Origin of the sequence: Desulforamulus ruminis DSM 2154, assembly GCF_000215085.1 — a bacterium.
Classification (GTDB): Bacteria; Bacillota; Desulfotomaculia; order Desulfotomaculales; family Desulfotomaculaceae; genus Desulfotomaculum; species Desulfotomaculum ruminis.
This window is the reverse complement of sequence record NC_015589.1, coordinates 1259392-1285818: the sequence shown is the minus strand read 5'-3', so window position 1 is coordinate 1285818 and position 26427 is coordinate 1259392. Positions and strand designations below refer to the sequence as shown.

Below are 26427 nucleotides of genomic sequence, written 5' to 3'. Positions count from 1 at the left end.
TCCCTCCAACTAACTCATCAACATTTCCGTAACGGTCCTTCTTAATTTTTTCATGGCCTGACTGTGAAGCTGGCAGACTCTGGATTCCGAAACTTCCAGTATCTGGCCGATTTCTTTCAGGGTCAATCCATCGCTATAGTATAGGGATAAAATCAATTGGTCTCTTTCTCCCAGCATACTCACCGCTTCCACCAGCAGTCTGCGGTTTTCCTTTTCCTCTACAATGCTTAGGGGATCCGGGCTGTTAATATCCTCCACCAGGTCCAGCTTACGGGTCAGTCCGCCATCGTTGCCGGAAACCTCCTCATCCAGAGAGGTAAGGTACATCTTATTGGCATCAAAGACCAGTTGATGCAGTTCATCCAACTTAATGCCCATCTCTTTGGCCAGCCGTTCATCGGATACAGCCTGTCCCAACTCTCCCTCCAGCCGTTCCCGGGTGTTTTTATACAGTTGTAGTTTCTGCCAGGCCGTCCGGGGCAGCCAGTTCTGCCGTCGGACCTCATCCAGCATGGCGCCGCGGATACGATGATAAGCGTAAGAATCAAAATTATTGCCCATGGAATGATCAAACTTGTCTAAAGCCTCCATCAAACCGATAACCCCATACCCCTCCAGATCCTCCTTTTGAATGAAGGCGGGGAGTTTCACCGCCACCCGGCCAGCCAGGTGCTTGACCAGAGGCAGGTGGTGAAGAATCAACTGGTGCCTGGCGGACGGATCACGGGTCGCTATAAACTTTTCCCAAGCCTGTTCCATTAACATTTTCCCACTTCCCGTTACTGTCGCCTTTTTCTCTCAACCATCCGTTCAAAAATATAAGCCATGATTAGATCCTGTTGCGGAGGTCGGATATCTAAAAATTTTAGACCCACGTGATAAGTGCCCATATCCGGGTCCACCAGATCGCACCGCAGTACTTTCACTAATAATTTTAATTCCTGTTCCTTGCCTTTATTTTTGTTTTTAGCCGCGATCTTAAAAGATATTTGCAGGGTGGCTCCTTTCAGGAGTCGCTCCTTCAAAGCCAGTTTCATTCCACCTCCGCTAATATCCACGGTGGTCGCCTTTTTATAAGCAGGTTCTTCGTTGGGGGAGGACGGTTCGGCATAGAAAACCTCTAATAAAACCGGAACACGAACAAACTCCCGGAGCTGAATGCGGGTGATATCCGCTTCTTTGGGTGCGGAAAAAATATACATGGGCAACAGGTCTTCTCTGGCTAACCGGCCCACAGCAGTGGTAACAAAGGTGTAGGCCGTTTCAGCGCCCATATATTTTACGGTAATCTGCTCTCCCCGGTTTAAAACCAAGGGGCGATTGCCATTAAAAGGGATAGGTATGTAAATGGTCCTGTCATCCATATCATAAACAGAACTCACATATTGTTCGTCCTCGTGTGTAGGAGTAATGAGAACCTTTTGTCCAATTTTTAATCGCTCAACGCTCACGACCTCAGCTCCTCCTGCCAAATAAACGGATTAATTTTCCAAAAAAGCCCTGGGCTCCCTGGGGTTCCTCTCCTTTTTTACCGGAAACCAGACAATCGGCAATTCCGGCTAAGCTTTGCGCTGCGCTTGAAGAGGAGGCGCCAACAATAAAGGGTTTTTGGCTTTTAACAGCCTGCACAACGGATTTGTCTTCCAGAATGGTTCCCAGGTTAACCAACTGAACCTGCAAAAACTTATCCGCCGTATATTCCAGCCTCTGAAAGGTGCTCTGGGCTTCCCTTTGATCCAAAGCTCGGTTAATAACAACCATAATCCGGTTATGCACATGATATTTAGAAAGAACTTTAATCAGCCCATAACCATCGGTCAAGGAGGTTGGTTCCGGCGTAATCACCATGATGACTTCATCCGCAGCGGCCAAAAAACCAAGAACCGTCTTGGATATGCCGGCCCCATTGTCTACCAGGATAAAATCAAACATCCGGTCCAGTTCCTGCAGCCCCTGACCCAACCTGCCGGATAATTCCGGTTCCAAATTGGCCAGTTCCACAAAGCCGGACCCTCCCGAGATCACCTGAACGCTCAAGGGAGAAAAGGCTAGAATTTCATCCATTCTTTTGCCCTGGTAAAGGTAATCATACAAGGTATATTGAGGCACAATGCCCAGCAGCACTTCCACATTGGCCATTCCCAGATCGGCGTCAAATACAGCCACCCGGTAGCCGCGACGGCTTAACTCCACCGCCAGATTAACGGTCAGATTGGTTTTCCCTACACCGCCCTTGCCGCTGGCCACAGCAATGACTCTGGCTCCGGAGTTTCGGTCTCTCCAAGCTGCTTCGTTTAAGTTAAGTTCTTGACCCCTCATCATCCTGTGCACTCCAGAACAGCAAGTTTGCTAACTTCTTCGGGTAAACCCGGAAAAGATCATCCGGTATGTTTTGACCATTGGCGTAATACATGATGGGCAATCCGGTGCGGCTGACAACATTCAGCAGGGAACCCAGTGTTTCTGTCTCATCCAATTTGGTAAAAATAAATTTATTGAAATTGGTAATTTTAAATTCATTAATTGTCCGGAACAAATCCCTGTCCTTGGTACTGGCCGACAGCACTAGAAATACATCCGGGTCTCCAGGAACCATTTCCAGGAATCCCTTTAATTCCAATATTTGTCCGGTGTTTTTGGATATTCGTCCCACCGTGTCAATCAATATATAATCTTTATCGCCGTGCTTTTCCAGGGCCTGCCGCAGTTCCGCCGGAGTCATGACCACTTCCACCGGCAGCTCGCTGGTTTCGGCAAATACCTTCAGCGAGTCGGCGGCGCCGTAGCGATAATTGTAAATGGTAATTAAGGCAATTTTCTTGTTCTGCAACAACTGTAAGCGGGTGGCCAGCTTGGTTATGGTGGTGGTTTTGCCTACACCCGGCTGGCCGATAAAAACCATAACCCGGGCGTCCTCTGTTTGGCTGTAGGCTGCATCCAGCATTTCCGCAGTCCTGTTGGCCAGAGCCAGCCGGACGTAATCATCGGGCGCATCTCCCGGAACCCGCTGCAGGGCAGTCTGCAGCATTTCCCCCGCTAAGCCCTCCTGAATATCCATTTCCAGCAGCTTTTCCATCCAGCCATTATCTTTGTCCACTGCCGCAAGGGAGGTTTCTTTCTCCCTAAGGAGGACCTGCTGAGATTTTAAATCTTCCTCGGTAATCTTTAGCAAAGATTCATCCAGCAGCGGCTGAAAACGGGTCTCCTGCCGCAGGGTTTTGGTAAAACCTCCTGCGGGATGATTGCCATTGGCCGGCTGGCTGCGAACCAGGGCGTATTTCTCCGGGTAGGCCACGGGGGCACTTTTAGGAGCCTCAATCTGCACCGGCTCCGGAATTCTGGGCTGAGGCAGGGTTCTGGACGTTGGTAGCGGCACATCGTCTAAAACAGCCGTAACCTCCACCATTTTTTTAAACCAACCCATCCAGCCCGGCCCCTTTACCCTGTGGCTGCTGACAATTACAGCCTCCGGCCCAAGCTCCTGTTTAATCAGGTAAATGGCTTGCTGCATATCCTCAACGGTGTATTTTTTTATTTTCAATCCAGGCTCACCGTCCCAACAGCTTCTACTTCAAGATTAGCCGGTACTTCATTTAAGGATAGTACCGCTAAATTAGGCAGATACCTTTCAATTAATCTTCTTAAAGGCAATCGTACCCGGGGTGAACAAAGGATGACCGGATTGGCTCCCCGCATGGTCACATCCTCCACCACCGCGTTTAACCTATCCAACAGCTTGCGCACCGTTTGAGGCTCCAGCACGGGATAAGCTCCGAACTGAGTCTGCTGGATGGCATCCTGCAGGGTCTGCTCCAGTTTTGGGTGCAAAGTAATTACGGACAGCTTGCCGTTTTCGTCGGAATATCTCATGCAAATGGTCCTGGAGAGGTTTTGACGGGCACATTCCGTTAAATAGTCCAGGTCCTTGTTGATTCTTGCTCCATCCGCCAGAGCCTCCAGGATCGTCACCATATCGCGGATGGGAACCTTTTCCTTCAGCAAGGTTTGCAGTACTTTTTGAATCTCACCCAGGGAGAGAATGTCCGGTATTAGTTCCTCCACCACGGCGGAGTTCTTCTCTTTAACTACGTCAATCAGTTCTTTGACTTCCTGGCGTCCCATTAATTCGTGAGCGTGCTGTTTAAGGATTTCCGTTAAGTGGGTTACCAAAACCGTAGAGCAATCCACCACCGTAAAGCCGTTTAATTCAACAAACTCCCGGTCTTCGCCGGCCACCCACCAGGCCGGCAAATTAAAGGTAGGTTCGGTGGTGGGAATGCCGTTAAACTTTAAGTCTTGTTCCATGGGATCCATGGCCAAATGATGCCCCGGCATCAATTCGCCGCCGGCCACCTGAACCCCTCTAATTTTAATCACATAACTGTTATATTGCAGTTGCATATTGTCCCGGATCCGGATGGGCCGTACCAGAATACCCATTTCCGAAGCGCACTGGCGGCGGACGGCAGCCAGCCGCTGAAGCAGGTCGCCACCCTGGGATTCATCGGTAAGGGAAATTAAATTATAGCCAATCTCAATTTCCAAAGGATCCACCTGGAAATAGTTAAATACGTTTTCCGGTTCCCGTTTTTGATGCTGCTGGGATTGCAGGACCGCAGCCTGCTGCTCCAGATAATCCTTCCTTTTCTTTTCTCTTTCGAGCAGCCAGGCGGAATATAACAGAGCCGCGGCCATAGAGAGGAATAACAGGTTGGGCATGGCCGGAATTAAACCAATAACAAACAAGATAATCCCCGCCAGCAGCAGCACTTTGGGAAAATTTAAGAATTGTTTGGATACATCACTGCCAAAGGTCCCATCGGAGGTGGCCCTGGTTACCAGAATACCGGTGGCGGTGGAAATCAGCAGGGCGGGGATCTGGGCCACCAGCCCGTCCCCAATGGTTAAAATGGTAAACCGCTGCAGGGCTTCGGCCATAGTCATGTCCATCTGGAGGACGCCGATCACAAAACCCCCTAGAATATTAATTAAAATAATAACAATACCGGCAATGGCATCTCCGCGCACAAACTTGCTGGCACCGTCCATGGCGCCAAAAAAATCCGCTTCCTTTTGCAGCCGCTGCCGCTTATATCTGGCTTCGTCTTCGGTAATCAAGCCGGAATTTAAGTCCGCGTCAATACTCATCTGCTTACCGGGCATGGCGTCCAGGGTAAAGCGGGCCGCCACTTCGGCCACACGGCCGGAGCCGTTGGTAATGACCACAAACTGAACGACGGTGATAATAATGAAAACCACCGCCCCTACCACATAGCTGCCGCCTACAACAAACTGACCGAAGGCTTCAATGACCTTACCGGCAGCTCCCTCCCCGAGAATTAAGCGAGTGGAGGAAATGTTGAGGGCAAGTCTGAACAGCGTGGTTACAAGTAAGAGCGATGGGAAAATGGAAAACTGCAGGGGTTCGGTGGTAAACATGGTGATCAGCAGGATAACCAAGCCCAGGCCCATACTGAGAGTTAAGAAAAAATCCAGCGCCCCCGGGGGCAGAGGAATGATAATCAGCAGGACAATCCCGATGACAAGGCCTGCCACCAGCAAATCACTATATTTTTTTAGGTTTCCTGCCACTGTCGTCTGTGCTGCCACGTACGTATTAACCTCCGGATTTATCTTTAATTAAACTTTCTGCTGCTTCAGTCTGTAGACCATGGCGATAATCTCCGCCACTGCCTGGTACATTTCCATGGGAATCGACTGTCCCACTTCCACGTTGGCATATAAAAACCTGGCCACTTCAGGCTTTTCTATCACAGGAACGTTATGTTCCTGGGCTATTTTCCTAATTTGTTTGGCTACTTCCTCGGTTCCCTTGGCCACTACCTTGGGGGCGTCCATATCCTTTTCATACAGGAGGGCCACCGCATAGTGAGTGGGGTTGGTTACCACCACGGTGGCTTTGGGAACTTCCTTACGAACCAGATTCATCAGCAATTGACGCTGGCGCCTGCGCAGCCAGCCTTTAATTTGAGGATCCCCCTCGGTTTGCTTGTATTCTTCCTTTACTTCCTGTTTGCTCATGCGCATTTGTTTTTGAAAGGCATAACGCTGGTATAACAGGTCGATAACCGCAATGCCCAGGTAAACCGCGGCTCCCCATAAAATAACCTTGAGGGCCACCTCGAGTACTTGGTTGAGCAGGGTCTTGGGCGGAGAGTGAAAGATGGCCATGAGATTGGCGAACTCCCCCATAACTGCTGCATAGATGACATACCCGATGACTAGAATTTTAAAAATGGATTTGGCCAATTCAAACAAGGAGCGCCCGCTAAAAATTCTTTTTAGCCCGTTGATAGGATTGAGATGCTCCGGTTTAAACTTGATGGCTTCCGGTGCGAATAAAAAACCAACCTGTGCAAGGTTCGCTCCCAGGGCAATGATCATCAAAGCAATAAAGAGCGGTATAAAGATCATAAAAACATGTAAGGTAAAGTCGATTAACAAATTGATTAATTGATTGTCGTTGTACCGAATCGCCACCAGACCGTTAAAATATGTATAAAAATAAGCCTGGGTCTGGTTAATTAGAGCGTCTTTGGAAAGTAAGGCAAGGATGGCGGCGGACAGCAGCAGGAGCGCCCCGTTCAGGTCGGCGCTTTTAGGCACCTGGCCTTTACGCCTGGCTTCCTGCAACCGCCTGGGCGTCGCCTGTTCGGTTTTTTCCTGAGAACCTTCTGGCATCAGGCTAATCCTTTCATCAGTAATAGGAGGTCACGCTGCAGGGTATCAAATAACAATTTAAAGACGGAGGTCAGAGCCGGTAAAAGAATGGCCAAAGAAGAAACCCCCACCGCGATTTTCAAGGGAAACCCCAATTGAAAAATATTCATTTGGGGAGCTGTTTTACCAACCAGCCCCATGGCCAGATCGGTAATGACCAGTACTGCAATAACCGGGGCGGCAATCTGCAGAGCCAGGGCAAAGGAGTCGGCGAAAATGCGGATCACCAGTAGTGAAATTTCCCCGTTGATCCCCGCCGTGGTCAGGGGAACCAGTTCATAACTTTTAACCAAAGCCCGGATCAACCCATGATGGCCGTCTACAATTAAAAATAAAACCAGGGTCAAAAAAAAGAGAAATCGTGAAACCAGGGTATTCATGGAACCGCTCATGGGATCCATAACAGCGGACATAGCAAAACCAATCTGAAAATCCAACAGTTGTCCGGCAATTCGAATGACATTAAAAACAAAGGTGCAAACCAATCCCAGGGCCAGGCCAACTCCCACTTCACTGAACACCACCAGGGCAAATCCCCATAAGCCTCCGGGAAAGGACGGGTCCACCGGCTGTACCATGGGCGTAATCAGGACCGTCAGAATGAAAGCCAGCCCGGCCTTGGTCAGCGGGGGAATGCCCACTGTGGAAAAGAGCGGGCAGACGGCAATGAAGGACACCATCCGTATAAAAACCAGAAAAAAAGTAGCGATCAGTACAAAATTCAGCAACAAACTGCACCCCTAGCGGATCAGATTGGGGATCTGCTCATAAAGCCTGGTAGTAAAATTAACGGCGATATTTAAAAGCCAGGAAGCGGCAATAATCAGAGTTACAAATACTGCCACCATTTTAGGCACAAAAGTAAGGGTCTGCTCCTGTATCTGGGTGGTTGCCTGCAGAATGCTGATAATCAGACCCACCAGCATGGCCACCCCCAGGGCAGGCAGGGAAAGGATCACCACTAACATTAACGCTTCCCGGGCCAGATGAAGTACATAAGTTTGCGTCACTCTTTAAGCCCTCCTACCGGAAACTTTCCACCAGGGATTTTACTACCAGATACCAGCCATCCACCATGACGAACAACAGCAGCTTAAAGGGCAGGGAAACCATCACCGGGGGCAGCATAAACATCCCCATGGACATCAGGGTGCTGGCCACCACCATATCGATAACCAGAAAAGGAACAAATAAAATAAAACCGATTTGAAAGGCCGTTTTCAATTCACTGATGATAAAGGCAGGAACAATCACGGACATGGGAACGGCATTAATATTCTGGGGCTTTTCCATCTTGGCCACGCTGAGGAACAATCCCAGGTCCTTCTCTCTGGTTTGTCTCACCATAAAGTCCCTTAGAGGTTGAGCCGCCTGGTCCACGGCCTGTTCATAAGTCAATTGATTGGCTAAATAAGGCTGAACCGCATTTTGGTTAATGTCCCGGTAGACAGGATTCATAATAAAAATGGTTAAAAACAACGCCAGCCCGATAAGCACCTGATTGGGCGGTGTTTGCTGGGTGCCAAGGGCGCTGCGCAAAAAGGACAACACCACCACAATGCGGGTAAAGGAAGTCAGCATCATCAGGAAAGCCGGCAGCAGTGACAGCAAAGTTAAAAAGATCAGCAGCTTGACACTGTCCACAACCTGCTGGGGCTGATCGGCGGTCTCAACGTTTAAATTAATATTGGGTATCGGAATCAACGGCTCTGCCAGTGCAGCATTCGCTGATAAGAATACCAAAAAAATGGCTAGAACCACAATGAATAAATTATTTTTCCCTTTTCTGGTCACTTTCCGGACACCCACTCCCGCTTTTTCCCTTTCGGCGCCAGCCGGATCGGTACTGTTGTGATAATTGTTGTGAGAAATGCTTCATTTTTTGGGACAAAACATCTGAAAACTCGGCAACAGGTGCAGTTCCATCGGTATCAAAGGACAACGGCTCCGGCAGCGATTCAAATTCTTTAACCAGAGAAATCCTGCCCTCCTGCAGGGCAAATAAATAATAGCGTCCCCCGATTTCCACCAGGGTCAGTCCCCCTTTGGAACCCAGGGGTAAATTCTCCACGGTCCTCATATATCTTTTCCCGGTGGAAAACACCCGGTTGCGGGCCAAGCCGAATTTAATGGTTATATAAGCCAGAAACAGGATCAAAGGCAGGAGAACCAGTACCCGGATAAAAAGCCAGAGGATTTCCTTATCCATTTATTTCACGCCCATGTTTTTTGGTGGTTTCAGTTCAATAATCCTGACAGCAAAACTGTCATTTACAACAATAATTTCTCCCTTGGCGGTTTTTTTACCATTAATAAAAATATTGATGGTATCTCCGGCGGATTTATCCAGGGAGATAATCGAATCCACATCCAGATTCAACACCTGACGAAACTTTAGTTCTTTCTCTCCCAACTCGGCGCTGAGGGTCACATGAACATCTTCCAGGTGGTTCAAACTGGTTTTGATGGGCCGATCCGAACGAGCGGAATCTAAAGGAGGGAAGCGGACCTTTTTCACGGCCGCCTCCTCCTTCTTAACACTGCCATCTTCCAGCTCACTCAGAAAACTTTCAATTTCTTTTTCCGTCATCATTTGCATCACCTTTACTGAGTGAGATATTCGGCAAAGTAAATTCTGTAAATGGTTCCTTCATGGAGATTCTTATTAATTTCCGTCTTGAGTTCCTGGGCTATTTTGTCGATGCTTTCCGGGGGCTGTACATCCGACATTTTCTTCTTGCGGATGACCCGGATCATGGTATCCTGAAGAACTACTTTATTTTTGGTTATTTCTTCGCCCAGTTTTTTGTTCTCTTTATTTTGCTCATATTCCAGAACCGGGGTGATTCGCATAAAGCTGTTACCACCGGGATCAGCCAGATTCACTAAAAGGCTGCCCATATTCACTGTTACAAGTTTCTCCGGGTCAGGTCCTTCCCTGTGATCTGAACTGGTGCTTTTGAAGTAAATGACTCCCCCTACTCCCACCCCGACAATCATCAGCAGCAGAACCAGAATGGCAATGATGATTTTGGGCGTAAATAATTTTCGAGGTTGCTGCACCTTTTGAGCTGTTTCCTGCGGTGGTACCGGCACGATCGATTCACCCTTTACAGTAAAATTTAAATACTTACGTTATCAGTTATCTCTTTAAGTTTACCAATTCTTCCAGCAGCGTATCCGAAACGGTGATAGTTCTGGCATTGGCCTGGAAACCACGCTGGGTCACCATCATATCCACCATTTCCTGAGATAAATCTACATTAGACATTTCCAAATAGCCGGAGGCAATGCTGTTTGTTCCTTTATAGTCTGCATCAGTTAAATCAACTGGATTGCTATCTCCGGAAGTGTCAGTCGCCTGATAAAGATTGCCTCCCATTTTTTTTAAACCTTCAGGGTTCTTAAAGCTATATAAGGCAATAGGTTGACTTACTGTTAGAGCATTCCCCTCAGAATCCTTCCCCGCAATCTCTCCTGTTTCACTAATGCTCAGCGTCGTAATATCAACTGATCCGGAAGATGCGGTAATTGTAATGGGCCCACCATCCACACCGGTTAGATATTTGCCGTCTGAATTGACAATATAATATCCGTTAGCACCGTTTGGGCTGAGGAAAAAGACTCCGTCCCTGGTATAATAATCCGGGTCTCCGGCACCGCTTTCATTGGCTACTCCAAAAAAGGCATCCCCTTGTATGGCTAAATCCAGTGTTCTACCGGTGTTTTGCATAGGACCCTGCGTAAAATTATTATTAATACTGGCCACCTTCATACCTGTACCAATCTGGTTTTGGCCAATGGCCGGGTTATTGCTGTAGTACTGGCTCAGGGAATCCTGGAAGTTTACCCGGCCGGATTTATAGCCTGTAGTATTAACATTTGAAATGTTGTTACCCACCACATCCATGCGAGCCTGATGGTTTTTTAACCCGGAAATCCCGGAGTACAACGATCTTAACATTCGCAAATCCTCCTTATTACTGGCTGCCTCCGTCATTCGGCAGCCTGCAGCCTCCTTGCGGGCCGGCTGGTTATTTTATAAATACTGCACTGTCAATGTTGGTAAAAACATGTTCCGACATGCTCCCGCGGTCCACGGCTGTCACCACGGTCCGGTTGGTGATACTGGCCACCAGCGTCAGATCCCCATAGATTAAAAGCGAATCTCTGGAACCTTTAGTTGCGGCCTGCTGTACCGCTTTGTTAATTTTACTGAAGTCAGCCTCCGTTAAAGAGATATTTCTTTCCGCCAGTCTTTTTTCCGCGTGAGCAGATAACTTTACCGGCTGCGGTTGTTGATGAACTTCCCGCTGCAGCATTTCCTCAAAGGAAAGCCTGCTGTTTTTGAGGCCTGTATTTCTAGGTGGTACCGCTTGAGCCGTCGTCCTGCTGGTTAAGGTTATCGCCGGTTGATGTGTCAGGCTCTTTGCTTCCATCGGCTTCTCCCCTTTCCACTGCCATGACCTGCTCTAAATAATAGGTTTTCCCATTGTCAAGGACAAGTTTTATTCCGTCGCTCCCCATGGTAACCCTTTCCACAGTTCCTTCTATCGTCTCCTCACCATTCAATAAAGTCACTTTGTTGCCAATTAAAGAAGACCCGTAGCTAAGCATTTGCAGGGAATACATTCGTTCAAAGTTGGTATTCAGATTGGTTAATTGTTCCAGGGTGGTAAAGGTAGCCATTTGCTCCACAAACTGATTGGTGTCCATGGGGCTGGTAGGATCCTGATATTTTAACTGTTGAACCATCAACTGCAAAAAAGCGTCTTTGTCCAGATTTTGGACCGGCTGGCGTTGCGGCCTGTTTTCATAATAATAATCGGAATTACTGCTGCCCGTTGCATTAACAGCCATATTGCACCTCCATTACACTACAATATTAACGCCGGGATTCGTATTAATTATTTGAGAAGAACTTGCAGGTTCCGACGGCTCTCCGGGTAGGGGATATCCGCCTTTCATTTTGAAGTTGCCCTTCATTTGCCAACGGTTGTCGTCTCCCTGGGAATTTTGATCCCACTGCCCGGTTTGCTGCTCCATGAATACCGCCGCCTCGCTGAGGCGAACATCCTGTTGGGCCAACAATTGCTTTAACTGGGGAAAGGAGGATTCCAGCGCTTCTTTGGCTGCTCCGGTGGCTGCAATAAAGTGGGCGGATAGTTCCCCTTTGCTCCAGGTCAGTTGAACCGTTACTTCCCCCAGGTGCTCCGGCTGGAGCTTCATTTTAAGGACGGTTTGCCCCGGATCCTGCTGAAGCATTAAGTTCTTTACCATCTCCGTTAATCGGGAGGGCATTTGGGAAACCGGTGTTTCCAAGGCCTTATGGCCTATCTCCGCTCCTTTGATCGGCATCTCCTGTTTCACCAGCAGATGGTCTCCTTGGGGTTTCTCTGCATGAACCGGGGTTTCCTTTGCACTTGTCTGCCTAACTGTCATTTCCTTATCCGTTAAGGGTTCTCCGGATTGGCCTTGTTCCTGGTTCAAGGAATTTCCCTGGGCAGAGCCGGCAGAAGCAAGTACGGTATTAGGCACAGAGGGTTCTTCCGTCTGTAAGGCAATCTCGTCAGCAAAGGAAAGGGTATTATTTTGGTTGCCTGGATTTCGTTGAACAGTAGTGTTGGCTAAAGCAACGTTATCCTGCACTTCTTGATTCAGTCCGGCGGCATCGTTCTGAAGGGATGTCGGGGCGGATGCCAATCGGGAGTCAGAAGTTGCATCGCCTAAGGAGGCTGCTTCAGCAGAAGGCACGGTAGCTGAAACCTGCACCGGATTTACAGCAGAGGGTATGATGTTATCTGGCACCTTGGGTTGAAGAACTATCCCTACGTCTTCAGCCGCCAGGGCCAAAACCATCTCGTTATCCTCGGTCGGTTCCTGATCCCCTAGGGAAATTTCCGGCAGAGCAACTTCTTCCGGCTGCCCTTCTGTGTTCTCCTGGCCCAAAAGCAGGTCTTCTCCCTGGTTCTGTCCTACTTTAGGCAGACCATCTGCCAGCATGAGCATTAACAATTGGCTAAATCCGTCTGTAGTTGCTTCCCCAGAGGTTGCATTCTGTGAATTTTGAGCCTGAGGTTGAATTAACTTGGTTATTTGCAATTTTTCACCTCCTTTCCATGGTCGAACTTATTAATGATGGGCCCTGGCATAACCCAGGGTAGCCAATTCATCAATCTCTTTGCTTTCCAGGTAGGCTTCCTGTTCCTTATACTGATTCCATTGCTTTTCTTTCAACTTCTCCAAAACCATACGTTCCTGCCGGGCCTTTACGGTGGCCTCCCTGCGAAGTTCCAGTATTTCCTGGGCTCGGTCCAGCATCTTGCTTTGCCGGTCCAGGGTCAACTGCAAATGCTCCCGGTACAATAACGAGTGAAGCTGTTCATCCGGTTGAGCCACCTTTTCGGAAAAACGCACGGCTTCTTCCAGCTTATAGTGAGTCTCCTCCAGACTTTGCCGGCAGTTCAGGCATTCCTGCTGTGCCTTAACCTGTTCCAGTAAAGTTTGTTCTTCCTTGGCCACTCGCTGCTGAAGAACCTGTTCCAGACGGAACTGAAACTTTTTCATGGTTACTTACCTCCTGACACTAATGAGGCTAAAGCATTTAAAGTTTCTTCATAACCGCTGTGCTCTGTGGGAGACTGTTTTAAAAAGTTCACGATTTCTTCATACTTCAACATGGCCAGATCAATTTTGGCATTGGAACCCTTGACATAAGCCCCAATATTAATTAAATCCTCGGATTGCAAATAGGTAGCCAATAAATCTTTAATAGCGCCGGCTTGGCTTTTGTGCTCTTCCGAGGCAATATCCGGCATTAGCCGGCTGACACTTTGCAATATATCAATGGAAGGATAATGGTTGCGGGAAGCCAGGGAGCGGCTCAATACAATATGTCCGTCCAAAATCCCCCGCACGGCGTCTGCAATGGGTTCATTCAAGTCATCTCCATCCACCAGCACGGTGTAAAAGGCGGTAACCGAACCCCGCCGTCCCATGCCCGAACGTTCCAGCAGCTTGGGCAGCAGTGCAAAAACCGAAGGGGTATATCCTTTGGTGGCCGGAGGTTCCCCCACAGCCAGTCCTACCTCCCGCTGAGCCATGGCAAACCGGGTTACGGAATCCATCATTAACATGACATCCAGCCCCTGGTCCCGAAAATACTCGGCGATCGCCGTGGCCACAAAGGCTCCCTTTAACCTTACCAGGGCCGGTTGATCCGAAGTGGCTGCCACCACAATAGATCGGGCCATTCCTTCAGGTCCCAGATCTTCTTCTAAGAATTCCAGCACTTCGCGACCCCGCTCGCCAACCAGGGCGATTACGTTGACATCGGCGCTGCCGTGCCGGGCAATCATGCCCAGCAGAGTGCTTTTTCCCACACCGCTGCCGGCGAAAATCCCAATGCGCTGGCCTTTGCCGCAGGTCAGCAGGCCGTCAATGGCCCTTACACCGGTAGGCAAAATGGTATTAATCCTTTTTCGTTCTAGGGGATTCGGCGGCCGGTTGTCCACCGGATACTCCTCCCCCTGACCGTTCAGGATATGGTTTTCTATGGGCCTGCCCAAACCGTCCAATACCTTGCCCAGCAAATGCCGACCTATTTTGACGGTGAGCGTGTGTCCACTGGGCACCACCGCACACCCCGGGTAAATGCCCCGTAGTTCTCCCAGCGGCATTAACAAAGAATAAAGGTCCCGGAAACCTACCACCTCAGCCCGAACCGGTTCAGCTTCACCCTGAACAACAATGTCGCAGACTTCCCCAATACGGGCATTTATTCCCTGAACCTCTATCATCAGGCCAATGACCCTGGTTACCTTGCCAATGGGCTTGATGACCCTGGCCCGGTTCACCCTATCCTTATAGGGATTAAGGTTTATATCAACCTTAACCTCCATAAACTCACTCCTCCCGGCCATACAGGGCCTTCAAAGCCTCTTGCCAGCGGGTTTCCAGCGTGGCATCCACCTGTCCTTGATCGGTTTCCACCCGGCAGCCGCCGGGCTGGACTCCGTTGTCCACTAAAATATTCAATTCAACTTTAGCCGGCAATCCTTGAAGCAACTGACTGCGCCCCTTTTCAACCATGGCCTGGTCCGCATCATTTACATAAATGGTCACCAGAGGTCTATTTTTCACAACCTCCAGGGCTTCCCTGGCAATTTGCATGATAGTCTGGGGTTCCACCGAAAGCTGGACCATCACCACCCGTTCGGCAATATCCACCGCCAAATCAACGACTTCCATCTCCAGCTTGTCCAGCATTTGGCGATAGGCTTCCTTAGCCTGATTCAGCACCTCCCGGGCTTCTTCTCTAATACGGTCCGCTTCTGTCTGGGCGGAGTGAATGCCTTCCTGCCAGCCGCTCTGCCTGGCTTCCTCTTTAATTTGTTCTGCCTGCTTCTCGGCTTCTGCTAAAGAGCGGCGAAGAATGTCATCTGCCTCTAATTGGGCCTTACTAATAATTTCATTGGCTTGTTGACTGGCCCGGGAGAGAACTTCTTCCGGAGAAACGGGTTCCACTTCTTCATCCGGTTTAGAGCAGGACAGCTCCCTTAATGATAATATTTGGTCCTGCTCTTGAACCGGAGCGCTTTTAATGATTTTATACAAGAATTGCATCCTCCCCGCCACGGGAAATGACAATTTCTCCTGCTTCCTCCAGCCGGCGGATTACATTTACAATCCGCTGCTGCGCCTCTTCCACCTCTTTTAAGCGAACCGGACCCATATAGGTAATTTCTTCCTTTAACATATCCGCGGCACGCTTGGACATGTTTTTGTAGATGCGGTTATTAACCTCCTGGTTGGCCCCTTTCATGGCCAGACCCAAATCTTTGTTGTCCACTTCACGCAGAACTTTTTGAATGGAAATATCATGAAGTTTGACAATATCTTCGAAGATAAACATCATCCGGCGGACTTCCTCGCTTAAATTGGGGTCAGCCCGCTCCAACTGCTCGAAAATCAATTTCTCTGTGGCCCGGTCTACCCGGTTCAAAATATTCACCAGACATTGGACACCGCCCACAACGGTTTCGTCGTGCTGGGCCACGGAAGAAAGTTTTTTCTCCAGAACTTTTTCAACCTCTTTGGCTACATCCGGGGAGATACGATCCAATATAGCCACCCGTCTGGCCACCTCACTCTGCACCTGAGGATCCAGGTCCGACAGGATCATGGCGGCCTGGTCCGGTTTCAGGTAAGACAAAACAAAGGCAATGGTTTGCGGATGTTCCTCCCGAAGGAAGCTTAAGATGTGCCTTGGATCGGTTTTACGCAAAGAACTGAAGGGAACAGACTGCATGGTGGAGCTGATCCTCTCTAAAATTTCAGCCCCCCGTTCCCAGCCATAAGTCTTTTCCAGCAACTCTTTGGCGTAATTCACACCACCATTCACCAGATAATCTCTGGCTTGGATTAAATAGACAAACTCTTCTACCACCTGTTCCTGAATTTCATTGGGAACCTTATCCATTTCCGCAATGGAGGCGGTAATTCTCTCCACTTCATCCTCGGCAAATTCCCGTTTTAAGATCCTGGAGGAAATATCTGCACCTAGGGATGATATAAGCAATATCGCCGCCTTTTGTTCTCCGTTCAATTTCTCATATTGCATGGTAATTTCCCCTTATTCCCTCAGCCATACTTTGAGTACCTGAGCAAGGTCCTCGGGACGTTCTTCCGCGATTTCTTTCAATTCCTTATGTTTATCCCGGGCAGGCGGCAATTCCCATTTGGGAGCAGGCGCCTCTTCCTCCGGTTCCATGTCTGTAATTGGTATACCAGCCGGTTCCCCAACCTCTGCCAATCGGGCTTTTCTTCTCCGGCGGCGCAGATATAATCCAAGTAGCAGCAGTAAAATCAGAAGTCCGGCAGATGCAGCCCCAACCATCATATACAAATCATTTATATTTTGCTGCTGGGTTTCTTTTTCCAGCTCTTGCGCCAGTTCCAGATCGCTCCGGTCAAAGGTCATGGCGGATACGGTGATCTGATCACCCCTCTGCTCATTAAAACCAATGGCCGCAGAGATAATATCTTCTAATTGGGTTCTATCCAGATTCTTTACAGATTCATCCAGCACCACCGCTGTAGATAGCCTCACCACTTGGCCCGGAGCCTGTATTACAGCCGACACCCTTTGGCCATGTTGGTAATTCCTAATTTCATCGGTTTTTTGGTAATCGTTCTGGCCCGTTCCGGTCACACCGGTAATAGTCTGGCCGGGCATTTGCGTGGTAGCGGACGGCACTCCTCCGCCACCGGAATCGCTTCCGCTTTCCTCGGTTTGCCGTTCACTGACAATGGGACCCTGCAACACTTCCGTAGTGTTGGTCTGCTGCTGGTTGAAATCCAGTTCCGCCGAGACCATGGCCACAGCCTTATTCGGTCCCAGCACCTTGGCCAGCATTTGCTGGACCCGACTTTCCAACTCCTTCTCGTAAGCCCGGCGAATTTGCTGCTGGCGTTCCACTGCACTGCCGCCAAAAGCACCTCCAGCGTCAGCCGTTCCGGAAGGGTCCTTTAAAAAGTCATTTAAGACATTGCCTTCTGTGTCAATAATATGTACATTTTCTGACTTAAGACCTTCAACACTTCCTACAATTAAGTCATTGAGTCCTTTTACTTGCTCCGGTTGAATTTTAGCGTTAGGTTTCAGCTTAATGACAACTGAAGCGGAAGCCGTACCCTCGTCCTCAATAAATACACTTTTTTGAGGAATAACCAAATGCACTCTGGCTTGTTCAACCCCTTCAACACTGGTTATGGTGCGGCGGAGTTCTTCCTGCAGCGCCCTTTGATAACTCACTTGCTGTTCAAAATCGGTAGCTCCAAATTTACTTTTATCGAACAGTTCGTATCCTTGCCCCATACCGGTCAAGAGGCCGTCGCTGGCCAATTTGATCCGAATGTCATCTACTTGTTCTTCAGGAACGAGAATAGTCTTTCCTTGATTAGTCAACTTATATGGAATTTTTTCGCTTTCCAACTGGGCAACAATTTCTCCTGCATCCTTAGCTTCCAAATCTCCCAGCAACATGGCATAGTTGGTACGAGTCAAGATTTGGACCAGGTAGATTAAACCCGCCAGGATAATTGCACTGACCAGGATAATGAGGACTTTTTTGTTATAACTGATTCCCTGCCACCGCTGCTTTAGTTTATCCAGCAGGTCTTTATAATTCAACAGTACCACTCCTCAGAGGAGGATTATAGCTGCATCCGGGAGATTTCCTGGTATGCCTCAACTACTTTATTTCTAACTTCCACAGCCAACTGTACGGTATGTTTTGCTTCCAGCATGGCAATGGTTACCTGGTGAATATCCTGAATTTCACCCACCATAAATTTTTGCATTATTTCGTCTGACTGAGTTTGTGATTCATTCAGGTTGGCCACCGCAGATTTTAAAGCCTCTCCAAACCCCAATCCTGCCGGTGTCTGGTCCTTAGTGCTGTTTTCCGGTATCTGCAACGGCAGGGGGACCGGCAATATATTCATTTGTCAAAACCTCCTATCCCTTTGATATTTCAAGGGCTTTTAATGCCATGGTTTTGGCTGCCTCCAGGGCGGTTACATTGGCCCCATAGGATCGGCTGGCTGTAATCATATCCACCATTTCATTGACAATATTAATGTTCGGGTAGGCCACATTTCCTTTTTCGTCGGCCAGAGGATTGGTAGGCTCGTAAGCAATTCTGGGTGGAGCGGGATCTTCAACGATGCTTTTTACTTTTACACCGGCACCAGCAGATTCCACACCACCGGGAGATAGAGTCTGCCGGAGTTGTTCGGCGAACAAGGGAACCCGGCGGCGATAAACCGGATTGTCCGGGTCATTGGGACGGCTGGCGGTATTCATATTGGCGATGTTGTTGGCAATCAGGTCTAAGCGCAACCGTTCCGAAGTCATGCCTGAGGCGCTAATGCCAAAGGTATTAAATAATCCCACCGTTCACTTACCTCCTGCCTGAAATAACATTGCCCAGAATGCTAAATCGATCCATCAATCCCTGGGCATAAATGTCTTGTTGAATTACAGTACTAAACAAATTGACCATTTCTTCATCAATATCCACATTATTGCCATCGTACCGCATGGTGGTATCCCTCACTTGTTTTACCTGCGGATCTGCCATAACGTTCGAGGTGGCAATATGCAAAGGATGGGTTCCTTTTAGAGGAGACCCTCCAGTGCTCTGAACTGCCGCTTTCAATTGATCTTCAAAGCTCACGTAGGATTTTTTAAATCCCGGGGTATTAATATTGGCCACATTATTGGCAATCACCCTCTGCCGCAAAGCACTGGCATCCAGACCTTTCTGCAAAACATTTATAATGGGACTGTCAAAAAGATTCATAACCTCATTCCTTTGGTATATTTTTCTTTTTCCATTAAAGTTATTGGCCTAAGAAAACGATAATATTACTAAAAATTAATATTTTGCATCATATCCTTGGTTTTTTATTGTCTAAAAAGGTAAATTCAACATTTTTCCCCATTTCCCTGCTCATACCTGCTATATTATGCATTTTTTTACAGTTATTTAATGGATTTGTAATATGATAAAAACCTCCTATTTTCCTACGTAGGTAAAGACGTTTTTATATTTAGCTTTGTTCATTTATAAAAATTTCAGTTTAACTAATTTGTCAAATTATATCCTGTTTTGTTGTATTTTAACTTATAAGTCGGTAGAATGTCCAGTATTTTCCATGAGGCGATAGTCTAAAATTCCTTAGGACTTAAGTCCTATTCTCTATCATCCACCGATGAGACCGATCAATTCTTTTAATGCATTTGCAGCTCTATTAACCCTGTTTCGATCCATATCCGGACATATGGGCAAATTGATGACCCTTTGATAATACTCCTCCGCCCTAGGGCAAAGCGGCCCTTCGATGGTACATACATCCGGATGCCCCTGCCAGAGATAAATGGGGTGCAGATAAATCGGGTAATATTGAACATCCGCCTTAATGCCCTGCGCTAATAATTTCTCAACAATCTTTCTTCTGGCGGCAATTACTTTCTCTCCTTGCAAAAGTACAGGAAAGGAATACCAGGCAGGTTCATGATTCTCAGGCAAGGGTGGCGGCAGCAATTCTTCCGTCCCTTTCAGGGCTTCATAATATATCCGGGCAATTTCCCTGCGGCGCTCCTGCATCTCGTCAGCCCTTTGAAGCTGGGAAATGCCCATATCAGCCTGCATACTGGTCATCCGGTAATTGTAACCGATCTCCTGGGCCTCAAAATGCCAAGGTCCCTCCTTTTTTACTAGATCCTCCAGTTTAAACATCATCCCCGTGTCTCTAAATAAAGTTAACCACCGGTAATACTCTTCAGAATGGGTGGTTACCACCCCCCCCAGTTCCGTATAGACTCCCTGAGGGTAGGAAAAATCAAAAACCGTCAAAGGGCTTATGGAGCCAATCTTTTTGCCTTTATAAACGCCTCCCAGGGTCTGAGAGGCGTCCTCCAGCAGAACAATCTCCCTGCCTTCCAGCACTTTGGACATGGCCTCCAAATCACAGGGACGACCGCTATAATGACTAGCTATAATCGCCTTGGTCTTGTCCGAAATTCTCCAACGGATTTGCTCCGGATCCAGACAGCCTGTACGGGGATCGATATCGGTATAAATAGGCACTCCGTCCAAGTAGCGAACGGCATGGGCCACCTGAGGATGGGCTAAAGGCGATAAAATCACCTCATCCTTATGGCTGATCCCCGCCGCATATAGGGCCGCGTGCAGGGCCGCCGTGCCGTTGGCAACAGCCACGGCATACTTCACGCCCAAGTGTCGGGCAAAGGCTTCTTCAAACTTCTTTACCACTTCTGCTCCATTCATAAGTAACTAACCCCTTTTTAGCATTTATGTATAAACCTGTGTTTTCTATTATGCTGCCCTTTAATAATCAAAAACCCCATGCCCCTTTGACTTGGCATTGGGAGCCGACAAAGATATAATGGTGTTAGATTTAAATATCTCATTGTAAAATTCTTACGGTGTGATTATAATATCAGATTTTTAAGGATTGATAAATTATGGATGAGAAAACCCTTTGTTTGATTAAAAATTACTTAATAAAACACTTGTCTCCCTATTTTATCATTCTATTTGGGTCCACAATAAAAGAAACTTCGAGAAAAAACAGTGATGTTGATATCGCTTTTTTAAGTGAGCAATGCTTTAGCGATTATGAAATCTTTGTGATCAGCCAGGGGCTTGCAGACAGAATCGGTAAAGAAGTAGACCTAGTCGACCTGTCAAAGGCCTCCACCGTTTTTCAGGCCCAGATATTCCATACGGGAAAGGAACTTTACTGTTCAGACACAAATAAAAAAAGACTTTTTCAAGTCCTTACTTATAAAAAATACGCCCGGCTTAACCAGGAACGCAAGCCGGTTTTGCAAAAAATTGTAGAAAGAGGTTCCCTATGATTATTGATGATGTTGCCTTAAACAAAAGTCAAATTATCAAGCGCTGCCTCAACAGGATCCACGAAGAATACGACGGTAATCCGCAAAATCTAAAAAATTATACCAAACAGGATTCCATTATTTTAAATCTACAAAGAGCTTGTGAAGCTGCCATTGATCTGGCCATGCACATAGTAGCTGAGAAGGATCTCGGCTTGCCCCAAACCAGCCGGCAGGCCTTTGATCTTCTGAATAAGGATAATATCCTCGATACTGAACTGACAAAACGTTTAAAAGCCATGGTTGGCTTCCGTAATATCGCCGTACACGAATACCATTCCCTCAACCTGGACATCCTTCAAAAAAAATCATTGAGCATCATTTGGATGATTTTGTAACCTTCACACAAATCATTGTAAAAATGCAAAAACTTTAATTACCGCAAAAAACCAGTCCAGATTTGGACCGGCTTCTTTCAGGCAAATTTGTCAACCACAAAACCAAGCATTTCTTTAAAATAGGCAACCATATTTAATATTTTCTCCGGTGGGATTTCCCGGATCACCGAATTATCCTTGGTACTGACGATTTTTATCATATACTCGCCGCTTTTTTCGTGCAGCTTAAAACGTAATTCCGTGTTATAAGTCTCCATGGTTTTGTTCATTTTTTCCACGGCATTTTTAATTTGCTCGGCAGTAGTTTTGCTGTCCTGGCCAGTTGCCCCTTGGGGGGACTCTTCCGGCGCTGCAGCCTTTTCTCCGGGTAATGGGGCTGCATCCTGGGATCCTCCGGCAGTGGGAAAATATTCCTGCGGTATGCTTGCAATATTTCCAATGCTATCAACCATTTTAAGTCTCACCTCCTGCAGTCCTAATTTTTGCGATCAATAAAATAACCGGCATTGGCTGACCTGGATGGATAATAAGAGTTTCTGGCCCGTTTCCCCGCCCTTATATCGGCAACCCTGCGTTTTATGGAAGAAAATTCTTGATTCAGATGGTTCCGGTTCTGCTCATCCAGCTTAATAATGTGCATCAGCAAATCCTGGAATTCACCGACATCGTTAGCAGTCCTATTGTCGGCAGAACCAATAACCTGAAATTCTTTATCAATGGCATCAATTTCCTCCATCAATGCCTGCCTCTCAGCCAGCAGGTCGTGCAGTTCTTCCATGGCCTTTTCCTGAATACACCGCCCCTGGCGAACCGTAAGATCATATATTTTTTGCAGCTTCTCTTTTTTCTGGAGCCGGTATTCTTTCAATGTACTATGCCCCATGAGCCTTCTCCATTTTCACCTGCTTCATGGCTGTAACCCAGGTATCTTTAATCTCCTCGGCATAGCTCTGAATTTCCTGCAGGATCTCCCTATCCTTTTTTATATTGGCTTCCGCCAACCGACGGTTCATGTAATCGTACATCAGCATCATACTATTTCCCACCTCTATTTGGGTATTTAAGGTGCCCATGAGGTGAATTAAAATATCCTGGGCGTGCAGGATGGCTTTATTGGCTGCTTCAATATTGCTTTTCTGTACTGCCATTATCGCTACTTTTATATCCTTTATCAGCCGATTGTACAACATGGTTACCAGTTCTTCCGGTGCGGCGCTTATAACGGCGTTTTGCTGATAGTTCTGATACAAATTTTTATCCATACGCTTCCCCCGTCATTCTTTTCCCATTTTAAAATTCTTCCAGAATGCTCTTTATTAGGAATCTTTTCTTTAATGATATTCGGCTTTTACCTGTTAAACTTAAGCAGTCTGTGATAAATTAGGAAATAAACCAATATCACCCGGCAGGAGGTCTTGCAAGTGCAGAAGTCGGAAACAGGTTCAGTAAAGATTTTGTTTGAGCGAGGTTTACCCGGTTTTGAAGAACTAAAGTATTTTACACTCTCCAAACCCCTTGAAGAGGCTCCTTTTTATTCTTTAAATTCTACGGACAAAGAAGATATTTCCTTCCTGGTTATAGACCCGTTCCAATTCTCTCAAACCTATGAATTTAATCTACCGGATTCTGTTAAGGAAACACTGTCCATTAACGGCCCCGCCGATATTGTGGTGTTTACTATTATCAACTGCCAGGAAGGGCTAATGAAAGGCACGGTAAATCTAAAGGCTCCTATCATCATCAATGTGAAGGAGCGAAAAGGTACACAATTGGTACTGGACAATCATCCTTATAACGTAAAGGAGCCCCTGAAAAATCTTCTGCCGCAATCGGAGGGAAAATAATTGCTGGTATTATCTAGAAAGAAAAATGAATCCATCCAAATTGCGGGCAGCATTAAGATTACTATTTTGGATATCACGGGAGACAATATAAAACTAGGCATTGAGGCCCCCCGCAGTATCGAAATCTACCGCAGCGAAGTACTGCAAAGCATCCGGCAGGAGAATGAGCAATCCGTGCTAAACAGCGTGAAACCGGAAGAACTGGTTAAATTGTTAAACGAGCATACCAAAAACCACCGAGCCTGAATCGGTGGTTTTTGTATCATAAACAACGATTATCGTTTACTATTGGCTGCCGCCAAACTGTTGGGCTAGCCAAGCAGATTGACTGTTTAGATTCTGAATGGCAACTTCCATAGCGGAAAACATTTGGTAATAATAATCTTCTTTATCCTGCAATTTTTCCAAGAGGGCTTCCAGCCTTTTGTTCTGCTCCTTCATCTGCTCGGAAATCACGTTTTCCTGATCGGTGGTGTCATTCTCCATGCCGGCTTTAACCAGCAACGCCCCTTTATTCCCCATACTGTCGCGGGTGGTGCGGATATTATCTTCAATGACATCAAACATCCGCTGGGCGATGCCCTGCTGCTTAAAGCGGGTAGCCCGATCGGAAGAATCATAGGGAATCTCCGATTCCTGGGTAAATAACCGGGTTACCTTGTCGGGCATATCCTGTATGGCTTGCTTCAGTTTCTCCTCATCAATCACCAGCTTGCCATTATCCGTCCAGGCGTTGGAGGTGGTGATCCCGATATCAAAGAGGCTGATATCCACGCCTTCTACCTTTGCATATAGGGTCGACCGGAAATCATCCAGCGCCTGCTCAAGCAGCGAGTCGGACCTTAACAGACCGCTCTTGGCCTTCTCTTCCCAAAGTTTAATGTCGTCTTCGGACATCTCTTTTTTCTGCTCGTCGGTCAAAGGGAGATAGGCGTTAGAAGTTTTGGTCTTATATTTATAAGATTTCTCATTGAGTTTGTTACTAATCGTATCGATCAAGCTATTGTATTTATTGACAAATTCCTTAATATTACTCAGCAGCTTATCCGGATCGCCGGCCACCGTTATCGTGGATTCACCAATCCCTTTTAACTCATAGGTAACTCCGTCAATAGCAAATTTATTGGTTGAACGAGTTACCTCCGTGCCATCAATGGTTAGCTTAGCATCAGTCCCGTGTGAAACTTCTTCGGTCATATTAAACTGCAGCGCCTCAAAGAAATTTCCTTTTACATCCTGAACATCCACCTTTTCTGCCAAACCGGCGCTCTTGGACTCCAGTACAAATTTATCCGATAAGGAATCATACCGCATAGTCACGCCGGCGCTGCTGTTGTTCACTTTATCCATAATGCTTTTTAGGCTGTCTTCCTTAGTGGCCGTAATGGTTACCCCATTGACCGTAAATTCAATCTTTCCCTCCGCATCATAGGGTTTAGTCTCGTCGGGCGGTTCACTTAATGTTAAATTGGCCGCGATCTTTTCCATGGAGTCCGTTAAACTGATTTTATTGCTGTTCACCGCATCAGTAAAGCCCAACTCATCCCTTAAACCGTCGTCACCCTTTAATATAACGATTTCATGAGCATCCGTGGTTTTAAAGCTGATTTTCCCAGCAACAATGTTAACCTCTAGATCCGCAGGCGCTCCCTGAGCAGTTAATTGGTTTCTTATTTCCGTCTGAAAATCCGCGTCATCCGCAAAATTCTCCGTCAAATCGATATGATATTGCACGCCGTCAACCTTTATATAAAAGTCCTTTCCAATATCATTTGTGCTGTAGTTAATGGTTCCATTCAAATTAATACTACTGCCGCTTTTGATTCCCAGCTTAGCCAGCAGGTCGTCAGTACTGCCGGAGGTTACCGTCACCTTATCGGCTGAATTTAGTGAAACCAACTTTATCCCGGTAGGATTTTCAGGATTGGAATCTGCGATTGCTTTGATATTTTCAAACCCTTCATCAGCCAAAACGCTGTTTATCTTGGTTATTAATCCATCCCGATCCGAGGCACCCGCCACGTTCAGTTCATGAACCGTCCCGTCGCCTATTTGAAGCTTAAAGGTTCCTCCGGAAAAATCAGTAATTTCCCCGCTGGTAATTGCATTGCTCTGGCCGTTGGCAAAACCCAAGGAATTTAAATAAGTATTGGTCCCGTCAGCAATTTTTAAACTGCTACTGCTGGTGGCCGGTTTGAAATTTAACTTATCGTTATTTCGCGATACCGTAATTTTACCGGACCCAAAGGCATCATTGACTAGATTTTGTAATCCGCCAGCCAGTTCGTCTATATCGGTATAATTCTGATCTAAAACTATCGTCTTAGTAACCCCATCCAAGGTAAGAGTGAACTGCTTACCTTTTTTCATTTGGCTCATCATATCATCAACAGAATTTGTACCGGTTAAACCACCGGAAGTTCCCTTGCTTACTCCAGCTCCTCCTGTTTTTATCGCGTTGGTAGCTAGGCTGATAACATTCACATTGTGACTGCCCGTTACTGCCCCCGCCCCCGCAGAGATAACCACCTTACTGGTATCCGAAGAGGTGGTCGTAAAAGAAGCAAAAGCTGTTGCAGATCTAAAATTTGTAGCTGGTTTTAAGTTATTAAAATATTCATCTTTAAAAGATCGAAAGGCATTGGTAATTTCCCTGTAAGCATCCTTCTGCCAGGATAATAACTGCAGGCTTTGCTTTAGGGTATCAACTTTGGCTTGCTCTACTTTCATCAGCTTTTGAATGGTTCCATCCACATCAAAACCTGAAAAGCCAGTAATTCGGTTAACCATATTTTCCAACTCCTTAAAAGCTTTACAATACTATAAGCTATAATATAGATGTTTATCATTGTTTTCGGCTTTTTAAGGGATTTATTTAGCCTTTCTGGTAAATATCCTCAAATGATTCTAAATAGGGTTTATTTTACAGAAATATTAGGAATTATCTTGGTCGAAGAGAGTTAAGAAACCTTAGCAAATCAAAATTAATAAGTTTTCCAAATAGATAGAATAT

Annotated in this window: 32 protein-coding genes and 1 pseudogene; 4 read left to right on the top strand and 29 right to left on the bottom strand. The window is 46.9% G+C overall.

The genetic code is table 11. The annotated features are described in order from the left end of the window. Window positions 1-9 precede the first annotated feature (9 nt). The 25 genes from DESRU_RS06435 to DESRU_RS06315 all read right to left on the bottom strand — a co-directional run bounded on the left by DESRU_RS06435 (window position 10) and on the right by DESRU_RS06315 (window position 20600). The gene (locus DESRU_RS06435) at window positions 10-765 is read right to left on the bottom strand and encodes a sigma-70 family RNA polymerase sigma factor (protein WP_013841303.1); all 756 of its coding nucleotides are present in this window, start codon (window positions 763-765) and stop codon (window positions 10-12) included. A gap of 14 nt (window positions 766-779) precedes the next feature. Beyond that, window positions 780-1451: a flagellar brake protein gene (locus DESRU_RS06430; RefSeq protein WP_013841302.1), complete on the bottom strand. Its 672-nt coding sequence runs from the start codon at window positions 1449-1451 to the stop codon at window positions 780-782. Between the two features lie 4 nt (window positions 1452-1455). Further along, window positions 1456-2322, bottom strand: coding sequence for a MinD/ParA family protein (locus DESRU_RS06425; protein WP_013841301.1), 867 nt, complete (start codon window positions 2320-2322; stop codon window positions 1456-1458). Continuing rightward, window positions 2300-3541, bottom strand: coding sequence for a flagellar biosynthesis GTPase FlhF (flhF, locus tag DESRU_RS06420; RefSeq protein ID WP_013841300.1), 1242 nt, complete (start codon window positions 3539-3541; stop codon window positions 2300-2302). The genes DESRU_RS06425 and flhF overlap by 23 nt, the downstream gene beginning before the upstream one ends. Continuing rightward, window positions 3538-5610, bottom strand: a complete 2073-nt coding sequence (gene flhA, locus DESRU_RS06415; protein ID WP_013841299.1) for a flagellar biosynthesis protein FlhA — start codon at window positions 5608-5610, stop codon at window positions 3538-3540. Before flhA ends, flhF begins: the two co-directional genes overlap by 4 nt. 30 nt (window positions 5611-5640) lie before the next feature. Further along, window positions 5641-6702 carry a flagellar biosynthesis protein FlhB gene (gene flhB, locus DESRU_RS06410; protein ID WP_013841298.1) on the bottom strand — a complete coding sequence of 354 codons (1062 nt, stop codon included), beginning with the start codon at window positions 6700-6702 and terminating at the stop codon, window positions 5641-5643. After that, window positions 6702-7469, bottom strand: coding sequence for a flagellar biosynthetic protein FliR (gene fliR, locus DESRU_RS06405; RefSeq protein ID WP_041275328.1), 768 nt, complete (start codon window positions 7467-7469; stop codon window positions 6702-6704). The genes flhB and fliR overlap by 1 nt, the downstream gene beginning before the upstream one ends. Window positions 7470-7481: 12 nt before the next feature. Continuing rightward, window positions 7482-7751, bottom strand: coding sequence for a flagellar biosynthesis protein FliQ (gene fliQ / locus DESRU_RS06400; protein WP_013841296.1), 270 nt, complete (start codon window positions 7749-7751; stop codon window positions 7482-7484). 13 nt (window positions 7752-7764) lie between these two features. Next, entirely contained in the window at window positions 7765-8535 is a 771-nt protein-coding gene (gene fliP / locus DESRU_RS06395) for a flagellar type III secretion system pore protein FliP (protein ID WP_041275327.1), read from the bottom strand. Then, window positions 8513-8950 carry a flagellar biosynthetic protein FliO gene (gene fliO / locus DESRU_RS06390; RefSeq protein WP_013841294.1) on the bottom strand — a complete coding sequence of 146 codons (438 nt, stop codon included), beginning with the start codon at window positions 8948-8950 and terminating at the stop codon, window positions 8513-8515. Before fliO ends, fliP begins: the two co-directional genes overlap by 23 nt. Next, a complete protein-coding gene (locus tag DESRU_RS06385) occupies window positions 8951-9334 on the bottom strand; it encodes a FliM/FliN family flagellar motor switch protein (RefSeq protein ID WP_013841293.1) in 384 nt (127 codons plus the stop codon). Between the two features lie 11 nt (window positions 9335-9345). Next, window positions 9346-9837, bottom strand: a complete 492-nt coding sequence (locus DESRU_RS06380) for a flagellar basal body-associated FliL family protein (RefSeq protein ID WP_013841292.1) — start codon at window positions 9835-9837, stop codon at window positions 9346-9348. Between the two features lie 46 nt (window positions 9838-9883). After that, window positions 9884-10705 (bottom strand): flagellar hook-basal body protein, encoded by an 822-nt coding sequence (locus tag DESRU_RS06375; RefSeq protein ID WP_013841291.1) that lies wholly within the window; start codon window positions 10703-10705, stop codon window positions 9884-9886. Window positions 10706-10775: 70 nt separating this feature from the next. Further along, complete coding sequence (locus DESRU_RS06370) at window positions 10776-11063, bottom strand: TIGR02530 family flagellar biosynthesis protein (RefSeq protein WP_238446382.1); 288 nt, start codon at window positions 11061-11063, stop codon at window positions 10776-10778. A 40-nt stretch (window positions 11064-11103) separates the two neighbouring features. Continuing rightward, window positions 11104-11601, bottom strand: coding sequence for a flagellar hook capping FlgD N-terminal domain-containing protein (locus DESRU_RS06365; RefSeq protein WP_013841289.1), 498 nt, complete (start codon window positions 11599-11601; stop codon window positions 11104-11106). A gap of 12 nt (window positions 11602-11613) precedes the next feature. Then, a complete protein-coding gene (locus DESRU_RS06360) occupies window positions 11614-12843 on the bottom strand; it encodes a flagellar hook-length control protein FliK (RefSeq protein WP_013841288.1) in 1230 nt (409 codons plus the stop codon). Between the two features lie 30 nt (window positions 12844-12873). Continuing rightward, window positions 12874-13308: a flagellar export protein FliJ gene (locus tag DESRU_RS06355; RefSeq protein ID WP_013841287.1), complete on the bottom strand. Its 435-nt coding sequence runs from the start codon at window positions 13306-13308 to the stop codon at window positions 12874-12876. A gap of 2 nt (window positions 13309-13310) precedes the next feature. Beyond that, window positions 13311-14642, bottom strand: a complete 1332-nt coding sequence (fliI, locus tag DESRU_RS06350; RefSeq protein ID WP_013841286.1) for a flagellar protein export ATPase FliI — start codon at window positions 14640-14642, stop codon at window positions 13311-13313. A gap of 4 nt (window positions 14643-14646) precedes the next feature. Beyond that, window positions 14647-15366 carry a FliH/SctL family protein gene (locus DESRU_RS06345; protein ID WP_238446381.1) on the bottom strand — a complete coding sequence of 240 codons (720 nt, stop codon included), beginning with the start codon at window positions 15364-15366 and terminating at the stop codon, window positions 14647-14649. After that, window positions 15350-16363: a flagellar motor switch protein FliG gene (gene fliG, locus DESRU_RS06340; protein WP_013841284.1), complete on the bottom strand. Its 1014-nt coding sequence runs from the start codon at window positions 16361-16363 to the stop codon at window positions 15350-15352. The genes DESRU_RS06345 and fliG overlap by 17 nt, the downstream gene beginning before the upstream one ends. 12 nt (window positions 16364-16375) lie before the next feature. Then, the gene (gene fliF / locus DESRU_RS06335; protein WP_238446380.1) at window positions 16376-17944 is read right to left on the bottom strand and encodes a flagellar basal-body MS-ring/collar protein FliF; all 1569 of its coding nucleotides are present in this window, start codon (window positions 17942-17944) and stop codon (window positions 16376-16378) included. A 14-nt stretch (window positions 17945-17958) separates the two neighbouring features. Then, window positions 17959-18249 carry a flagellar hook-basal body complex protein FliE gene (gene fliE, locus DESRU_RS06330; protein ID WP_013841282.1) on the bottom strand — a complete coding sequence of 97 codons (291 nt, stop codon included), beginning with the start codon at window positions 18247-18249 and terminating at the stop codon, window positions 17959-17961. 13 nt (window positions 18250-18262) lie between these two features. Continuing rightward, window positions 18263-18700, bottom strand: a complete 438-nt coding sequence (gene flgC / locus DESRU_RS06325) for a flagellar basal body rod protein FlgC (RefSeq protein WP_013841281.1) — start codon at window positions 18698-18700, stop codon at window positions 18263-18265. 7 nt (window positions 18701-18707) lie between these two features. Further along, a complete protein-coding gene (gene flgB / locus DESRU_RS06320; RefSeq protein ID WP_013841280.1) occupies window positions 18708-19109 on the bottom strand; it encodes a flagellar basal body rod protein FlgB in 402 nt (133 codons plus the stop codon). Between the two features lie 402 nt (window positions 19110-19511). Further along, window positions 19512-20600: a DegT/DnrJ/EryC1/StrS family aminotransferase gene (locus tag DESRU_RS06315; protein WP_041275326.1), complete on the bottom strand. Its 1089-nt coding sequence runs from the start codon at window positions 20598-20600 to the stop codon at window positions 19512-19514. A gap of 197 nt (window positions 20601-20797) precedes the next feature. On the opposite strand from DESRU_RS06315, the gene mntA reads away from it, so the two are divergent. Further along, the gene (gene mntA, locus DESRU_RS06310) at window positions 20798-21193 is read left to right on the top strand and encodes a type VII toxin-antitoxin system MntA family adenylyltransferase antitoxin (protein WP_013841278.1); all 396 of its coding nucleotides are present in this window, start codon (window positions 20798-20800) and stop codon (window positions 21191-21193) included. Continuing rightward, window positions 21190-21608: pseudogene (gene hepT, locus DESRU_RS06305) on the top strand (type VII toxin-antitoxin system HepT family RNase toxin). The gene mntA and the pseudogene hepT overlap by 4 nt, the downstream one beginning before the upstream one ends. 39 nt (window positions 21609-21647) lie before the next feature. On the opposite strand, the gene DESRU_RS06300 reads toward hepT, so the two are convergent. From DESRU_RS06300 to fliS, 3 genes are read right to left on the bottom strand one after another with little or no spacing between them, the layout of a single operon-like run. Next, window positions 21648-22022: a flagellar protein FlaG gene (locus tag DESRU_RS06300; RefSeq protein ID WP_013841276.1), complete on the bottom strand. Its 375-nt coding sequence runs from the start codon at window positions 22020-22022 to the stop codon at window positions 21648-21650. A gap of 23 nt (window positions 22023-22045) precedes the next feature. Then, complete coding sequence (locus DESRU_RS06295) at window positions 22046-22453, bottom strand: flagellar protein FliT (RefSeq protein ID WP_013841275.1); 408 nt, start codon at window positions 22451-22453, stop codon at window positions 22046-22048. Continuing rightward, window positions 22443-22832, bottom strand: a complete 390-nt coding sequence (gene fliS / locus DESRU_RS06290) for a flagellar export chaperone FliS (RefSeq protein ID WP_013841274.1) — start codon at window positions 22830-22832, stop codon at window positions 22443-22445. Before fliS ends, DESRU_RS06295 begins: the two co-directional genes overlap by 11 nt. A 159-nt stretch (window positions 22833-22991) precedes the next feature. Here fliS and DESRU_RS06285 point away from each other — a divergent pair, with 159 nt between their 5' ends. Together DESRU_RS06285 and csrA are read left to right on the top strand one after the other, a co-directional pair. After that, on the top strand, window positions 22992-23414 hold the full coding sequence (locus DESRU_RS06285; RefSeq protein ID WP_013841273.1) for a flagellar assembly protein FliW: 423 nt from the start codon (window positions 22992-22994) through the stop codon (window positions 23412-23414). After that, window positions 23415-23660: a carbon storage regulator CsrA gene (csrA, locus tag DESRU_RS06280; protein ID WP_013841272.1), complete on the top strand. Its 246-nt coding sequence runs from the start codon at window positions 23415-23417 to the stop codon at window positions 23658-23660. A gap of 39 nt (window positions 23661-23699) precedes the next feature. Here csrA and fliD read toward each other — a convergent pair whose 3' ends face one another. Continuing rightward, on the bottom strand, window positions 23700-26204 hold the full coding sequence (gene fliD / locus DESRU_RS06275; protein WP_013841271.1) for a flagellar filament capping protein FliD: 2505 nt from the start codon (window positions 26202-26204) through the stop codon (window positions 23700-23702). Window positions 26205-26427: the final 223 nt, after the last annotated feature.

Bases quoted from the DNA above. Each gene is read 5' to 3' on its own strand.
- DESRU_RS06435 (WP_013841303.1), bottom strand. From the start codon at position 765: ATGTTAATGGAACAGGCTTGGGAAAAGTTTATAGCGACCCGTGATCCG.
- DESRU_RS06425 (WP_013841301.1), bottom strand. From the start codon at position 2,322: ATGATGAGGGGTCAAGAACTTAACTTAAACGAAGCAGCTTGGAGAGAC.
- flhB (WP_013841298.1), bottom strand. From the start codon at position 6,702: ATGCCAGAAGGTTCTCAGGAAAAAACCGAACAGGCGACGCCCAGGCGG.
- fliO (WP_013841294.1), bottom strand. From the start codon at position 8,950: ATGGATAAGGAAATCCTCTGGCTTTTTATCCGGGTACTGGTTCTCCTG.
- DESRU_RS06385 (WP_013841293.1), bottom strand. From the start codon at position 9,334: ATGATGACGGAAAAAGAAATTGAAAGTTTTCTGAGTGAGCTGGAAGAT.
- DESRU_RS06375 (WP_013841291.1), bottom strand. From the start codon at position 10,705: ATGTTAAGATCGTTGTACTCCGGGATTTCCGGGTTAAAAAACCATCAG.
- DESRU_RS06370 (WP_238446382.1), bottom strand. From the start codon at position 11,063: ATGCTGCAGCGGGAAGTTCATCAACAACCGCAGCCGGTAAAGTTATCT.
- DESRU_RS06365 (WP_013841289.1), bottom strand. From the start codon at position 11,601: ATGGCTGTTAATGCAACGGGCAGCAGTAATTCCGATTATTATTATGAA.
- DESRU_RS06355 (WP_013841287.1), bottom strand. From the start codon at position 13,308: ATGAAAAAGTTTCAGTTCCGTCTGGAACAGGTTCTTCAGCAGCGAGTG.
- fliI (WP_013841286.1), bottom strand. From the start codon at position 14,642: ATGGAGGTTAAGGTTGATATAAACCTTAATCCCTATAAGGATAGGGTG.
- DESRU_RS06345 (WP_238446381.1), bottom strand. From the start codon at position 15,366: ATGCAATTCTTGTATAAAATCATTAAAAGCGCTCCGGTTCAAGAGCAG.
- fliG (WP_013841284.1), bottom strand. From the start codon at position 16,363: ATGCAATATGAGAAATTGAACGGAGAACAAAAGGCGGCGATATTGCTT.
- fliE (WP_013841282.1), bottom strand. From the start codon at position 18,249: ATGAATATATTGCCGGTCCCCCTGCCGTTGCAGATACCGGAAAACAGC.
- flgB (WP_013841280.1), bottom strand. From the start codon at position 19,109: ATGAATCTTTTTGACAGTCCCATTATAAATGTTTTGCAGAAAGGTCTG.
- DESRU_RS06315 (WP_041275326.1), bottom strand. From the start codon at position 20,600: ATGAATGGAGCAGAAGTGGTAAAGAAGTTTGAAGAAGCCTTTGCCCGA.
- mntA (WP_013841278.1), top strand. From the start codon at position 20,798: ATGGATGAGAAAACCCTTTGTTTGATTAAAAATTACTTAATAAAACAC.
- DESRU_RS06300 (WP_013841276.1), bottom strand. From the start codon at position 22,022: ATGGTTGATAGCATTGGAAATATTGCAAGCATACCGCAGGAATATTTT.
- DESRU_RS06295 (WP_013841275.1), bottom strand. From the start codon at position 22,453: ATGGGGCATAGTACATTGAAAGAATACCGGCTCCAGAAAAAAGAGAAG.
- fliS (WP_013841274.1), bottom strand. From the start codon at position 22,832: ATGGATAAAAATTTGTATCAGAACTATCAGCAAAACGCCGTTATAAGC.
- fliD (WP_013841271.1), bottom strand. From the start codon at position 26,204: ATGGTTAACCGAATTACTGGCTTTTCAGGTTTTGATGTGGATGGAACC.